Annotated in this window: 16 protein-coding genes and 1 riboswitch; of the genes, 2 read left to right on the plus strand and 14 right to left on the minus strand. The window is 61.6% G+C overall.

Annotated elements, in window-relative coordinates; all coding sequences use genetic code 11:
• Positions 1-54: 54 nt before the first annotated feature.
• The 12 genes from ACZ5J0_RS11415 to ACZ5J0_RS11470 all read right to left on the minus strand — a co-directional run bounded on the left by ACZ5J0_RS11415 (position 55) and on the right by ACZ5J0_RS11470 (position 8471).
• Positions 55-399 (minus strand): DUF2469 domain-containing protein, encoded by a 345-nt coding sequence (locus ACZ5J0_RS11415; RefSeq protein WP_018776202.1) that lies wholly within the window; start codon positions 397-399, stop codon positions 55-57.
• Positions 400-465: 66 nt separating this feature from the next.
• A complete protein-coding gene (locus tag ACZ5J0_RS11420; RefSeq protein WP_464094724.1) occupies positions 466-1248 on the minus strand; it encodes a ribonuclease HII in 783 nt (260 codons plus the stop codon).
• Between the two features lie 17 nt (positions 1249-1265).
• Positions 1266-2132: a signal peptidase I gene (lepB, locus tag ACZ5J0_RS11425; RefSeq protein ID WP_464093157.1), complete on the minus strand. Its 867-nt coding sequence runs from the start codon at positions 2130-2132 to the stop codon at positions 1266-1268.
• Entirely contained in the window at positions 2133-2810 is a 678-nt protein-coding gene (lepB, locus tag ACZ5J0_RS11430; RefSeq protein ID WP_142938771.1) for a signal peptidase I, read from the minus strand. It lies immediately after the preceding gene.
• Between the two features lie 80 nt (positions 2811-2890).
• The gene (gene rplS / locus ACZ5J0_RS11435; protein WP_014922079.1) at positions 2891-3244 is read right to left on the minus strand and encodes a 50S ribosomal protein L19; all 354 of its coding nucleotides are present in this window, start codon (positions 3242-3244) and stop codon (positions 2891-2893) included.
• Between the two features lie 265 nt (positions 3245-3509).
• Complete coding sequence (gene trmD, locus ACZ5J0_RS11440) at positions 3510-4310, minus strand: tRNA (guanosine(37)-N1)-methyltransferase TrmD (protein ID WP_464093158.1); 801 nt, start codon at positions 4308-4310, stop codon at positions 3510-3512.
• Positions 4311-4865 (minus strand): ribosome maturation factor RimM, encoded by a 555-nt coding sequence (gene rimM, locus ACZ5J0_RS11445; protein ID WP_223940456.1) that lies wholly within the window; start codon positions 4863-4865, stop codon positions 4311-4313.
• A 130-nt stretch (positions 4866-4995) separates the two neighbouring features.
• Positions 4996-5238 carry an RNA-binding protein gene (locus tag ACZ5J0_RS11450; protein ID WP_011775119.1) on the minus strand — a complete coding sequence of 81 codons (243 nt, stop codon included), beginning with the start codon at positions 5236-5238 and terminating at the stop codon, positions 4996-4998.
• 1 nt (position 5239) lies between these two features.
• Entirely contained in the window at positions 5240-5659 is a 420-nt protein-coding gene (rpsP, locus tag ACZ5J0_RS11455) for a 30S ribosomal protein S16 (protein WP_017199647.1), read from the minus strand.
• A gap of 235 nt (positions 5660-5894) precedes the next feature.
• Positions 5895-6347: a hypothetical protein gene (locus ACZ5J0_RS11460; protein WP_142938910.1), complete on the minus strand. Its 453-nt coding sequence runs from the start codon at positions 6345-6347 to the stop codon at positions 5895-5897.
• 90 nt (positions 6348-6437) lie between these two features.
• Complete coding sequence (locus ACZ5J0_RS11465) at positions 6438-7310, minus strand: VOC family protein (RefSeq protein ID WP_464093159.1); 873 nt, start codon at positions 7308-7310, stop codon at positions 6438-6440.
• Positions 7311-7388: 78 nt separating this feature from the next.
• Positions 7389-8471: an amidohydrolase family protein gene (locus tag ACZ5J0_RS11470; protein ID WP_464093160.1), complete on the minus strand. Its 1083-nt coding sequence runs from the start codon at positions 8469-8471 to the stop codon at positions 7389-7391.
• Positions 8472-8554: 83 nt separating this feature from the next.
• Positions 8555-8662: riboswitch (TPP riboswitch) on the plus strand.
• Here ACZ5J0_RS11470 and thiC point away from each other — a divergent pair.
• The gene (gene thiC, locus ACZ5J0_RS11475) at positions 8658-10496 is read left to right on the plus strand and encodes a phosphomethylpyrimidine synthase ThiC (protein WP_464093161.1); all 1839 of its coding nucleotides are present in this window, start codon (positions 8658-8660) and stop codon (positions 10494-10496) included. Its footprint overlaps the riboswitch before it by 5 nt.
• Here thiC and ACZ5J0_RS11480 read toward each other — a convergent pair.
• Positions 10479-11201, minus strand: coding sequence for an alpha/beta fold hydrolase (locus ACZ5J0_RS11480; protein ID WP_464093162.1), 723 nt, complete (start codon positions 11199-11201; stop codon positions 10479-10481). The genes thiC and ACZ5J0_RS11480 overlap by 18 nt on opposite strands.
• Before the next feature lie 68 nt (positions 11202-11269).
• Positions 11270-12850 carry a signal recognition particle protein gene (gene ffh / locus ACZ5J0_RS11485; RefSeq protein WP_142938764.1) on the minus strand — a complete coding sequence of 527 codons (1581 nt, stop codon included), beginning with the start codon at positions 12848-12850 and terminating at the stop codon, positions 11270-11272.
• 30 nt (positions 12851-12880) lie between these two features.
• Between ffh and ACZ5J0_RS11490 the strand changes: the two genes are divergently transcribed.
• Positions 12881-14419: a glucose-6-phosphate dehydrogenase gene (locus ACZ5J0_RS11490; protein ID WP_464093163.1), complete on the plus strand. Its 1539-nt coding sequence runs from the start codon at positions 12881-12883 to the stop codon at positions 14417-14419.
• Positions 14420-14488: the final 69 nt, after the last annotated feature.

Genomic DNA, 14488 nt, shown 5'->3' on the forward strand with positions numbered 1-14488 from the left:
TGTGGGTAAACCTGCGGAAGTCAGTGCTGTGGAGGAATACTGAGGAGCGCCTGATTAGTTTCCGAGATCCCCAAGGTCCCCAAGACCGCCATCCTTCGGCAAAGCCAGGTCCTCGCTCCGCGGCAGTTCCTCTACGTTGACGTCCTTGAACGTGATCACGCGAACATTCTTGACGAAGCGGGCAGAGCGGTAAACGTCCCAGACCCAGGCGTCCTGAAGCGTGAGGTCAAAGTAGACTTCCCCGTCCGCACTGCGGGCCTGAAGGTCCACGTGGTTGGCCAGATAGAAACGCCGCTCGGTTTCCACTACGTAGCTGAACAGACCGACAACATCCCGGTACTCGCGGTAGAGCTGAAGCTCCATGTCGGTTTCATAGTTCTCAAGGTCCTCGGCGCTCATAGTTCCATCTTGCACTATCAGCCGGGCAGCAAGCGCCACATGGGATGGCGGCGTGGGTCTGAGGCATCAGGCCAGATCAGGACCGGTGAGGTTCCAGCTTGTCCGGTGATGGACACTGGGGCCTTGCGAGCGAATGACTTCACGGTGAGCGGAAGTGGCGTAACCCTTATTGACGTTCCAGCCATAGGAGGGAATTTCCGAATGCAGGTCCACCATAATCCGGTCGCGGGCAACTTTGGCCAGGACACTGGCGGCGGCAACACTGAGACAACTCATATCCGCTTTGATCCTGGTATGCACTGGCGCCTCGCACCAAGGGCCGGGGTCGGGACTGTCGAAGAGCGAGGCCTGAACGTCCGGCGAAAGCCAATTGTGACTGCCGTCCAACAGCACAACATCCGGAGTGATGCCGCCTTCAAGGATTTCAAACCAAGCACGGGTTCCGGCCAGCCGCAAGGCGGCGATGATGCCGATTTCGTCAATCTCCCGGGACGATGCATGCCCGACGGCGGAGGCCACAGCCCACTGTCGAACAAGAGGCTCCAGTCTGTCCCGATCCTCGGGTTTGAGCAGCTTGCTGTCCTTGACGTCAGCCAGCAGGCCATGCTCGGCAAGGTCTACTACGGCAATGCCAACGCTGACCGGTCCGGCCAAGGCTCCCCGCCCAACCTCATCCACTCCTGCGAGCAAACGGACGCCGGAGGATAAGAAAGACCGTTCGACATCGAGGGTGGGGACACCCACAGGGCTCTTGGCCTTCTTAGTGGATTTAGCCGTTGCCTTGCCCTGCGTCTTGCTCTGTGTCTTACTCTGCGCCTTGACCTTGGAGCCGGTAGCCGTTGATGCCATTGCTTTGCCCAAGTGCCTTACTTAGCCGGGGTGCCGTCAGGGACGTCACGGAAAACGTCCTGATAGTTATCGAGGATGGTCCATCGGTTGATCGGCCAGGCAATAACGGTGGCTTTACCTTCAACATCCTCGATGTTGATAAATCCGCCGTTGACTTCCTGATGCATCCGGGAATCCTCGGAGTGGTTGCGGTTATCCCCCATCACCCAAACTTTTCCTTCCGGAACAACAATATCGAAGGGCTTCGGCTGCGGCACCTCGGCCGGATTGATGTAAGTCTCGTTCACAGGCACACCGTTGATGGAAAGCCTGCCTTCTGCATCACAACAGGACACCCGGTCCCCCGGGAGCCCGATGATGCGCTTGACCAGGTGCTGATCATTGTTGTCAGGAGCCAGGCCGACGAATTCCAGGCCGTCTCCCACCCAGTCCATGGGTCCGGCCGGCTTCGTGGCTACTGGCGGCAACCAAGCCTGAGCGTCCCTGAACACCACAACATCCCCTCGTTCGAGGTCGAAAGGCCCTGGCACCAGGAGGTTGATGAAGATGCGGTCATTGACGTCCAACGTACTTTCCATGGACTCGGAGGGGATGTAAAACGCCCTGAACAGGAAAGTCTTGAGCAGGAAGGACAGCACCAGCGCAATCGCCACAACGGTGACGATTTCCTTGACCCACACAAGCACGGGGTTTTTGCGTGGTTTCTCGGCTGCGTGGGAGCCTCCTTCGGAGTCCCTGGTAAGAGGCCCGTCCGCTTCTTCGGGCCGAGGCGTCACGTCGTCATCCGGGCGGGACTCAGCCGTGCCGGCGGCACTGGCCGTTCCATCCGAGAGCCGGGCGTCGTCGTCGTAACGCTCGGGGTTCTCTGGAGCTTTGTCCGGCATTTACTGTCCGTTCTTCGGTGGTGTTTCGGCCTGCTCTGAGCGAGGCATCTCTGCAAATCTATCAAGTGGCCAGACGATCCGGACCGGTCGGCCTACAACCCGATCCACGGGAACCATGCCGCCACCCGGGGCGCCCAGCAGCCCGCGCGAGTCCGCGGAACGTGAACGGTGGTCACCCATGAGCCAGAGGCGCCCATCAGGGACCACGACGTCGAACTTCTGTTTGCTGGGCTCGTCCCCGGGATACAGATAGGGTTCCTCAAGAACCTGACCATTCACCGTGAGGTGCCCTGCCGTGTCGCAGCACTGGACGTGGTCGCCGCCCACCCCTATGACACGCTTCACGTATGTGGTGTCGCTGCCGGTGAGCCCAAACCATTGGCTGGCGGCGGACACCGCATCAACAAAAGGACCCTGTCCGCTGCTCAGGGGGTCGAAGGAACCGCGGCCGTCGAAAACCACAATGTCCCCGCGGCGAATCGGTTCAGAGGCGAAGGCCGTCCGAGAGACCAGGATCCGGTCCCCTTCTTCAAGAAGGGGTTCCATGGACTCGGAGGGAATGTAGTAAACATCCAGCCATAAGGACCGGACCAGGCCGCTGATCGCAACGGCCAGCACTAGTGCGAGCAAAACAAAACGCCAGCCCTGTTTCCGGGGCTGGCGTTCTGATGTGTCCATGACTCGTATCCCTGTTGCGTTGCGGATTGCTCCGGAACAACCGGGCACGAATCCTGGACCCGTTACGTAAGTCGGAGGACTTACTTGGCGAAGTCGCGCTTTTCCTTGATCTTCGCAGCCTTACCGCGCAGTGCGCGCATGTAGTAAAGCTTGGCGCGGCGGACGTCACCCTTGGTGACGACCTCGATCTTGTCGATGATCGGGGAGTGTACCGGGAAGGTACGCTCTACGCCGACACCGAAGGAAACCTTGCGCACGGTGAAGGTTTCGCGAACGCCGTCGCCCTGGCGGCCCAGGACGAAGCCCTGGAATACCTGAACACGGGAGTTCTTGCCTTCGATGATGTTGACGTGAACCTTGAGGGTGTCGCCCGCGCGGAACTCAGGAACATCGTTACGCAGCGAGGCTGCGTCTACGCTATCGAGGATATGCATTAATCCACTCCTGGTGAACGCCACAGGTCATTCACTTTGGGTTACGGCGGACAAGCCCGGGGCGCAAAGGCCTACCGGAAATCTCCGCCGAAGTTTCTTAGTGTCCGGTTCCGCCACTGATTGGCGCCACCGGGTTGTCCGACTGTTGGCTGAACTCCCCCTGTGGCAGGTGTCAGCCCAGCAGACACAAGGGTTAATTCTGCCATATGCGCTGCCATCCGGCCAACTGCCCGGCGCCCCGCACCTTTCGACGGCGGGACGTGACTTAGTTCCCGGCCTTGCCGCCGGGCTTGGCACGCAGGCGCCCATCGACGACGTCGTACCCGAGCTCCGCGAGGGCCTGCCGGTCCGCGCGACTCAACCCGCCGGCGTCGAAACCTTCCATAAGATCCGGCCTGCGCTCCGCCGTCCGGCGGAATTGCTCATGGCGCCGCCACTGGGCAATCTTGCCGTGGTTGCCGCTGAGCAGGATCGGAGGGACGTCGTGGTCCCGCCACGCTGAGGGCTTGGTGTACACGGGATACTCCAAAAGGCCATCCGAGTGGGATTCCTCAACCAGCGATTCCGGATTGCCAACCACCCCTGGAAGAAGGCGTCCAATGGCTTCAACCATGGCCAACACTGCCACTTCACCGCCGTTGAGGACGTAGTCGCCGAGGCTGACAGGCCGGACGGTGAAATGATCCTGGGCCCACTCGATGACGCGTTCGTCAATGCCTTCATATCGGCCACAGGCGAAGACCAGGTGTTGCTCTTCGGCGAGCTCATACGCCAGGGCTTGGTTGAACTTCTCCCCTGCCGGCGACGGAACTATCAGCACCGGTTGTGAGCCTTCGCGGACGGTTGCGACTGATTCCAGGGCCTGCGCCCACGGTTCAGGTTTCATGACCATACCGGCGCCGCCACCATACGGGGTGTCATCCACCGTCCGATGCCTGTCCGTCGTGTACGTGCGCAGATCGTGGACGTTCAGCTCCAGCAACCCGTCCTGCCGGGCCTTGCCTATGAGCGAGAGCTCCAGCGGGGCGAGGTACTCAGGAAAAATGCTGACAACATCGATCCTCATTTAGGCATCATCCCCGGCGCCATCCTTGGGCTCCTTGACGTTCTCGTCGTTGATCTCAAACAGGCCTGATGGTGGGGTGATGAGGATGTAGCCTTCCTCGACGTTGACCTCGGGAACGATTTCATCGACGAAGGGAATGAGGATTTCCTTGCCATCGGCAGCCTCGACCGTCAGCAGGTCCTGGACTGGAAGGGTGGTGAGAGCAGCTACTTTGCCCACTACCTGCGAGCCAACGCGGGCCTCCAGGCCAACCAGCTCATGCTCGTACCAGCCCTCGTCGTCGTCTTCGTCGTCGAGTTCCTCGGTTTCGATGAAGAGCTTCGCTCCCCGGATGACCTCGGCAGCATTGCGGTCGGCAATTTCTTCGAAGCCAAGCAGGAGGATGTCCTTATTCCACCGGGCACTGCGGATGGTCAATGGGCCAGCGGAGGCGGGCTCCACAACGAACTCGGTTCCAGCGACGAAACGCTCGGAAGGCGCGTCGGTGAGTACCTGCACCGTTACCTCGCCGCGAATACCGTGCGGTTTGCCGATCCGGGCCACCTGGAGCTGCATGGGTTCCTCTGAATTCTTATAGTGCCTGCGCCGCGCGGCGGCAAAGACAGGAAATTGTGGATAAAGCAATCCGGCCCCTCCACCATATTCGGTGAAGGGGCCGGATCTAAGACAAGTAGTGCTGAGCGCGTTACCGGCGACGGTCGGTGTCGACGACGTCGACCCTGACCTGCTCGCCACCGGCCAGGGCTGCAACCACCGTGCGCAATGCACGCGCGGTGCGTCCCTGTCGGCCGATCACCCGTCCGAGGTCCTCCTGGTGAACTCGCACCTCGAGGGATTCCCCGCGGCGGTTGTTCTTGGCACTGACCTTGACATCCTCAGGGCTGTCAACGATCCCACGGACCAAGTGCTCGAGCGCTTCTGCCAGCAACTTACTCAGCCTCGGTGGTCTCTGCTTCAGCCTCGGCCGGAGCTTCGGCTTCGTCCTTCTTGGCCTTCTTGGTGATGGCTTCCGGAATGATAACGGAACCCTTCTCCGGGGCTACGAAGGCTTCCTTCGGAGCTTTGGTCTTCAGGGTGCCTTCCTGGCCCGGCAGGCCCTTGAACTTCTGCCAGTCACCGGTGATCTTGAGGATCGCGGCAACCTGCTCGGTGGGCTGGGCACCAACGGAAAGCCAGTACTGGGCGCGCTCGGAAGCGACCTCGATGTACGACGGCTCTTCGGTGGGGTGGTACTTGCCGATTTCTTCAATGGCACGGCCATCGCGCTTGGCGCGGGCATCCATGACGACGATGCGGTAGTACGGTGCGCGCATCTTACCGAAGCGCTTAAGGCGAATCTTTACGGCCACTTTTGTGGTCACTCCTGTTTCTGAAACGAGGTTGAACCCGACGTTCTGCACCCGTGGGGCGGGCCGTACTAGACGGTTCGAAGGACAAGATACGAGCACGGAGAGAGGGGCCGCACCGATCGAGTACCTGTCTATTGTGCCAGATGCCCGGAGCAAATACGACTCCGGTCCCCCTACCCGGCGTGTTCTTGCCCACTCCCGCGGTTGATGGTGCAGCCTGAGGCGAACAGGGGCGTCATTCGGACCAGACGTAAAGCCCGGCGCGCTCCGCCTTCTCGACGTCCGTCGCGAGGGCAGCCAACTGCTGGACATACTGGCGCGATTGCGCGGCATCGAAAGGCATATCGTCCTGTTCAGCCCATGCAGCGGCAACGTCGTCAAGAACGTTGGCGTCGCCTTCGCTCTCATAGGTGAGCAGTTCGGCAAGGGCCCGCACCATGGCTTCAGGGACACCCAGGAGGGCGTCGCTTGTGACGTCAACCAGGGCAAGCTCGTAGTCAGCTCCGGCGGCGTGAACAGCCTGTCCTGCGAGGTCGCCCAGTTGTTCGACTTCGAAATCGGTGATGCCGTCAATCCGAACGGCCGGGCCGGTTACACCTGCACCCTTCTCCAAGGCTGCAGCCCGCTTGAGCGCTTCATCGTGGGTGGCTACAAAAACTTCGGCAAAGCCCATGGAAAGTACTCTCATTCCTTCGTGCTGACGGGGCGGCGGCACAGGAACCCGGAGGTTCCGTGCCGTCATGCCAAGCCTAGTGCAGCCGGGGGCGCGGACTGGTCCTCAGCGCACGGTGACGCGCAGCTTGTTCCGCCAAGGATCATCAAAGCGCAGCTCGGCACCGGTATGGTGGCTCTGCACACCGGCAACCTTGAGGCGATCAGCAAGCGCGGCCACGTCATCGGCGCCGGGGACTTGAATCAGGACCTCCCCCAGGCCCAGCGTGTCCTTTCGCGGGCCCGCTCCGCGGCTGTTCCAGACGTTCATGGCCATGTGGTGGTGGTAGCCGCCCGCGGAGACGAAAAGCGCCTGGCCGTGCCAGCCTGCGGTGCGCTCGAAGCCCAGGGTTTCAACGTAGAACTTTTGCGCGGTCTCCACGTCACCCACCTGCAGGTGAACGTGCCCGACTCCGGCCACCGACTCGCGCTGCCCGGTCACGGCAGCTTCACTCAGGTGCTGCTGCAAGAACCGCTGCGGCGGGAGAGCAACGTTGTCCATGACAACGTTCTTGCCATCCCACTTCCAGAGGTCACGGGGCTTGTCGTAGTACAGCTCAATGCCGTTGCCTTCGGGGTCGGTGAAGTAGAACGCTTCACTGACCAGATGATCGGCGCTGCCTGCGAACGCACGGGGTTCGTATTCGGCTGCCGTGGCAATGGTGGCGGCCAATGAGGGCTGGTCCTCGAACAGAATGGCCGTGTGGAACAGGCCGGCTTCGCCCCGCCCAGGAATCTGCAGGCCAGCCGCGGGAGCGAGGTGGACGACCGGCTTGCCGACACGCCCCAAATACAGCCCGCCGTCTTGCTCGGCCACCACGTCCAGGCCAAGGGCCCGCTGGTAGTAATCACTCATGACCTTCATGTCGCCCACCTTGAGCATGACGGTGCCCATGGTGAGTTCGGCAGGCAGAAGATCCTGGCTGGATGATGAGGTCATGTGAAGCTCCCGGTTCCGAGGTGGCCGCTTATCGGCACCTTCTTAGTTATCTAAATTACTTGAAGCTTCAATTTATTCCTAACGCGCGACGTTCCCCCGAATGACGATGTGCCGGAGTTCGTCCATAGTCCGCAGCTGACGCCGCGGATCCTCACTGCAGAGCACGACGTCGGCACTGGCCCCTTCGCTGATGCCTTCGGCTCCCAGCCAGGCCCGGGCGCCCCAGCATGCGGCGTTCAGGACCGCCGCCGGCGGAAGGCCGGCGTCGTGCAGTTCCTTCATCTCCTCCGCAATCCGGCCGTGCCTGATGACGCTGCCGGCATCAGTCCCGGCATAGATCGAAACCCCCGCTTCGAAGGCCGACAACAAACGCTCATGGCGACGCTCCCACAGACGCAGCATGTGGTCCGCGTACTTCGGAAACTTTGGCTCTGCCTGCGCGGCAATATCGGGAAAGGTAGCGATATTGACCAACGTGGGAACAATCGGCACCGACTGCTCCACCAAGCGGGGAAGGTGCCTCGGGAGGAGACCGGTAGCGTGCTCAATGCAATCGATATTGGCATCGAGCATGTCGTCAATGGTGTCCTCAGCGAAACAGTGAGCCGTGACCCTGGCACCTTCATCATGTGCCGCTGAGATGGCATCCTTCACGGTCCTGGCCGGGAAGGAAACCGCGAGGTCACCGACGTCGCGATCTATCCAATCGCCCACTAGTTTCACCCAGCCATCGCCGTCCCGGGCTTCCTTTCGTACGGTCTCAACCAGTTCAGCGGGCTCAATTTCATGCCCCAGGCCGCGGAGGTACCGCCGGCTCCGCGCAATATGCCGGCCTGAACGGATCAAGCGGGGCAAGTCCGATCGCTGCTGTACCCAGCGGGTGTCCGAGGGCGATCCGCAATCGCGGATTAACAGCGTCCCGGCGTCGAGGTCTGCTTGGGCTTGGGCCAGCGTGGCGTGCTCATCAACGGCTCCTCCAACACCGAGTCCGACATGGCAGTGAGCGTCAACCAAACCCGGCAGGACCCAACCGTCCAGCACTCTGTCCGGCGCAGAAGCGGGACGCTGGAACGTCAAGGTGCCGTCCACTGACCATAGCCCCTGGCGCTCTTCGTCCGCCGAGACGAGCACGGGTCCACTGAATTCGATGATGTTGGCCATGGCAAAAGCGTAGCCGGGGTGGCATGGCAGAGCCGGTTCCCACCATGTGACTGGGCGGTGGTTCGTAGCTGTGGTAGCTTCGTCTACGACCACACGGGAGCCCTTGCAGGGGCTGAGATCGGACTGATGCAGTCTGCGACCGTTGAACCTGTCCGGGTAATGCCGGCGAAGGAAGTGAGTATTCCCTTGAGCACCGCAGAAACACAGCACAGCCCTGTCCAAAATCAGTTCGGCATGGACCAAAAACAGTCCGTCACGCAATCGTTGCAGTCCCACTCGTTGGCGTGGCTGGAAGATCCGGACAACGGCATACGCGTCCCCGTCACCGCGATCGCCTTGGAGCCCTCCCCCAACGGGCAAGCCAATCCACCTTTGCAGGTTTACCGAACAGCAGGCCCGGGCAGCGATCCGGTGGTGGGGTTGGAGCCGTTCCGTGCACCGTGGATCGAAGCCCGCGGAGATACGGAAGCCTATTCCGGTCGGCAGCGGAGCCTGCTCGACGACGGCAAGTCCGCGGTCCGGCGTGGGGCAGCGTCAGCGGAGTGGAAGGGCGCGCAACCCGTGCCGCGCCGCGCCGTGGAAGGTAGGACTGTCACGCAGATGTACTACGCGAAGCAGGGAGTAGTAACTCCTGAAATGCAGTTCGTCGCCTTGCGGGAGAACTGCGATGTTGAACTCGTCCGCAGCGAAGTTGCCGCGGGAAGGGCGATCATCCCGAACAACATCAACCACCCCGAATCCGAACCAATGATCATCGGCAAAGCTTTCCTGGTCAAGATCAACGCCAACATCGGAAACTCAGCGGTCACCAGCTCCATCGCCGAGGAAGTGGACAAGCTGCAGTGGGCTGCCAAGTGGGGCGCTGACACGGTGATGGATCTCTCCACGGGGGACGACATCCACACGACGCGTGAATGGATCATCCGCAACTCACCTGTCCCGATCGGAACAGTCCCTATCTATCAGGCCCTTGAAAAGGTTAACGGCGAGGCCAACAAGCTGACGTGGGAAATCTTCCGCGATACCGTCATTGAGCAATGCGAGCAAGGCGTGGACTATATGACCATCCATGCGGGCGTTTTGCTGAGGTACGTGCCGTTGACCGCCAACCGGGTCACGGGCATCGTTTCGCGCGGCGGGTCCATCATGGCCGGTTGGTGTCTGGCGCACCACAGGGAGAACTTTCTTTACACGCACTTTGACGAGCTCTGCGAAATCTTTGCCCGGTACGATGTCGCGTTCTCCTTGGGAGACGGGCTGCGTCCCGGTTCCATTGCGGACGCAAACGACGCCGCGCAGTTCGCCGAGTTGGACACCCTCGCAGAGCTGACGCAGCGGGCGTGGGAGTTCGACGTCCAGGTGATGGTGGAAGGCCCCGGGCATATTCCCTTCCACCTGGTGCGGGAGAATGTTGAGCGCCAGCAGAAACTGTGCAAGGGTGCGCCGTTCTACACCTTGGGTCCACTGGTTACCGACATCGCCCCCGGCTATGACCACATCACCTCGGCCATCGGCGCCACGGAAATTGCACGCTACGGCACCGCGATGCTCTGTTACGTGACTCCGAAGGAGCACTTGGGGCTGCCCAACAAGGATGACGTCAAGACTGGCGTCATCACGTACAAAATCGCGGCGCACGCGGCTGACCTCGCCAAAGGGCACCCCGGCGCTCATGAACGCGATGATGCACTTTCCAAGGCACGGTTCGAGTTCCGGTGGAGGGACCAGTTCGCTTTGTCCCTGGACCCCGTCACAGCAGAAGCGTTCCATGATGAGACACTGCCCGCAGAACCGGCAAAAACCGCTCATTTCTGCTCCATGTGCGGACCTAAGTTCTGTTCGATGCGCATCAGCCAGGACATCCGCGACGAATACGGTTCGGCAGAATCCCAGGCTGCAATCGCAGGAATGTATAACGGGATGCGCGAAAAGAGCGAGGAGTTCTTGGCTTCAGGGGGAAAGGTGTACCTGCCGCAGCTTCACGTCCCCGCGAACCAAGGCAGCAGCTCAGGAGGCCTGAACTGACATCGCCCGGCCCACATCCGCGATGAACGAGCGGATAGCCTGGTCGCCGTCGACCGAATCCTGGGGCCGGTGTCCTCCCGCTGCTACGCGGCGAAGGGCACCGGTCTCCTGGAGGTAGCCGGCAATTTCCTCGTAAAGCGGCTCCCATCCGCCGGTGAGAACCAAAGTGGGAACCCCGGGAACAATGTGGAGCGGGGCCTCCCATGGTGGCGCCTGGAGTCTGAGCCGGCGGGCTGAACGGCGTGCTTCCGGAGTGTCCAGGCCTCCGGTTTCGGCAGAAAACGCCCTGCGGAAATACTCACGTTGGTAATCAGCGTCATTGAGTTGCATGCGGGCGTCGAATAACGGTTCCATAAGGGCCCGGTGGGAACCCGTTGCCGGAAGCTCAGCCGTCAACGACAAACAAGCGGGCTCCACCAGAGTCAGCGAGTGCACCAGATCAGGACGTTCAATGGCCGCCAGCATGGCAGAGATAGCGCCTTGTTGGTGGGCTACCACGTGCCCACCTGCCGAATCACGCAACGCATTGATCACGATGGCAACATCGGCTGCCACATTGGATTCCACGGGCTCTGCGATGGAGTCAAAGCCGTGCCGCCTCAGGAACAAAGCGTCGTAAGCAAGTGCCATTCCATGTTGCTTCGGCCATGCCGCAGCACCAAAACTGCCCAGGCCGTGAACGAAGACTACGCGCTGCTTATGCATTGGTTCAGCCTATTCCACGGCTCTGACATCCCAAGGGCCGGAAATCCCGGCTCCTTGGGAAGCACTACTTACTTTCCGAGGAACTTGTCGAAGCCCTTGGGGAGATTCAGGGACGACGGATCGAAGTCCGCGGCACCCTGTCCAAAAGCCGCGCCCGTGGGTGCTGCCGAGGCCGCGTTGGCCCGCTTGGCCTCAGCGTCGCGCAGTTCCTGTGCCGCCTTTGCGGGGTTGCCCGAACGAGCCTTCTTCTTAGGGGCGTTCTTCCCGTTTTTGCGCCCGCCGCCAGGACCACCGAGACCAGGCATCCCGGGCATGCCCGGCATGCCGCCGCCCTGAGCGAGCTTCTTCATCATCTTCTGGGCCTGCGCGAACCGCTCCAACAGGCCATTGACCTCGGACACGTGCACACCGGAACCCCTGGCGATACGGGCACGGCGTGAGCCGTTGATGATCTTCGGAGCAACACGCTCATGCGGAGTCATGGAGCGGACGATCGCCTCAACGCGGTCGATCTCTTTTTCGTCGAAGTTCTCCAGCTGCTGACGGATGTTCTGCGCACCCGGCATCATCATGAGCATCTTCTTCATGGAGCCCATGTTGCGGATTTGCTGCATCTGGGCGAGGAAGTCGTCCAGGGTGAAGTCTTCCTGATCAGCGAACTTCTTCGCCATCCGGGCAGCTTCGTCTTTGTCCCACGACCTCTCGGCCTGTTCAATCAGGGTGAGGACGTCGCCCATGTCCAGGATGCGGGAAGCCATACGGTCCGGGTGGAAGAGCTCGAAATCATCCAGGCCTTCACCGGTGGAGGCAAACATCACCGGCTTACCAGTGACGGACGCGACCGAGAGCGCGGCACCGCCGCGGGCGTCGCCGTCGAGCTTGGACAGAACGATGCCCGTGAAGTTAACGCCTTCATCGAAGGCCATCGCCGTGTTAACGGCGTCCTGGCCAATCATGGAGTCGATAACGAAGAGAACTTCGTTGGGGATGATCGCCTGACGGATGCGGCGGGCCTGATCCATCATCTCGGCGTCGACGCCAAGACGACCGGCGGTGTCAACAATCACGACGTCGTGCAACTTCTGACGTGCTTCCTCAACACCGGCCTTGGCGACGGCTACGGGGTCGCCCGCAGGGTGCTCGAGCTCGGACGTTGCACCGGGGTGCGGAGCGAACACCGGGACGCCCGCGCGCTGTCCCACCACTTGGAGCTGGGTCACGGCATTGGGGCGCTGGAGATCACAAGCCACCAGCATGGGGCTGTGGCCCTGGGACTTGAGCCACTTGGATAGCTTGCCTGCAAGAGTGGTCTTACCGGCACCCTGGAGGCCGGCGAGCATGATGATGGTGGGGCCGGTCTTGGCCAAACGAATACGGCGCGTTTCGCCGCCGAGGATCTCCTTGAGTTCCTCGTTGACGATCTTGACGATCTGCTGGCTCGGGTTCAACGCTCCCGAGACTTCGGCGCCGAGGGCACGTTCGCGGATGCGGCCTGTGAACTCGCGGACCACGGAAACTGCAACGTCCGCATCCAGCAAGGCACGGCGAATTTCACGAACTGTGGCATCGACGTCAGCCTCGGTGAGGCGGCCCTTGCCACGAAGGTTCTTGAAGGTTGCTGTCAACCGGTCAGAGAGTGAATTGAACACGCGCCGTGCACTTCTTTCGATGGTCTACGAATGGCGGCCAATGCGGCACGCCATAGTCCTGATCATTCTTGCCCCGGCAAACCTGCCTCAGCCAACAATTCTGTTTCGACTACGGGACTCGACTATCTAGGGTACCAAGTCGCACCTGCAAGATGGCATGCTGGCACAGTGACCAGCAAAACAACTGTAAAAACGTTGCTCATCCTCGGCGCGTCCGGGGACCTGACGGGCCGGCTGCTTCTGCCCGGCCTGGCCGGACTCCTGGCTACCGGCCGGGCGCCCGGCCTGCGATTGGTGGGGGCGGGTTCTGACCCCTGGTCCCCCGAACAGTGGCAGGAGCGGGTCAATGGCGCCTTCGCTGCGGCGTCAGCTACCGCCGATGCCGAGGGTCGCGCTGACGTGGCTGCTGTCGCCTCCAGCACTGAATACCATCAGGTGGATGTCACCGCCGACGGCCCCTTGGCGGACCTGCTCGCGCAGCTGGAGGGGCCCATTGCCATCTACTTCGCTCTGCCCCCGCACGTCAGCCAAAAGGCCTGCGAGGTCCTCCACCGGGATCAGCTACCCCCTGGAACGCGCCTGGTGATGGAAAAGCCATTTGGCTCGGGATCAGAATCTGCGCACGAGCTCAATAAAACACTTGCTGAGCTGGTTCCCGAGGACCACATCCACCGTGTGGACCACTTCCTGGGTAAAGCCACTGTACTGAACGTCCTGGGACTACGCTTCGCCAACAGGTTCCTGGAGCCCGTCTGGAACCGGGACCACATCGAAAAGGTGGAGGTCATTTTTGATGAGGACCTGGCACTGGAGGGCCGGGCCCGGTATTACGACACTGCCGGCGCCCTGCGGGACATGATCCAGAGCCATCTGCTGCACATCATGGCATTCCTGGCGATCGACGCCCCGGCCACCATCGAGGAACGGGACCTGCGTGACGCCGTGGCAACCGTCCTGCGGGCCAGCAGCATCAAAGCTCCGTACAGCGAATCCACTGGCCGCGCCCGCTACACGGCGGGAACACTCGGCGAACGGACAGTTCCGGATTACGCTGCCGAAGAGGGTGTAGACCCTTCCCGCAATACCGAAACCCTGGCCGAAGTCCGGGTGGAGATCGACAACTGGCGGTGGAAGGGTGTTCCGTTCATCCTTCGCTCGGGCAAGGCCCTGGGACGCCGACGCAAGGAAGCTGTGATCACCTTCCGCCCTGTCCCCCACCTTCCGAAGGGATTCTCAGGCGTGGACTCCCCCAACCAGCTGCGGATCGGTTTCGGACCCGACGTGCTGGAATTCGACATCGACGTCAACGGACCCGGCGACATTTTCACGCTGGACCGGGCAAGTCTGGTGGCGCAGCTCAGCGCAGCCGGAATGCTCCCTTACGGTGAGGTGCTGGAAGGCATCCTGAACGGCGACCCCTTGCTGTCTGTTCGGGGCGACACCGCGGAGGACTGCTGGCGGATCATCGAGCCGGTCCTCCGCGCCTGGGAGGCAGGCGACGTCCCGCTGGACGAGTACGGCGCCGGCAGCGCGGGGCCGGCGAACTGGCCCACCGGCGTCGTGGACTAAAGACTGATGGCACATCCAAGACAGCGTTAACAGCACAAGCGGGCCGGGTACCTTGACTGGTACCCGGCC

It is taken from the genome of Arthrobacter sp. DualSoilB13, from assembly GCF_055389195.1.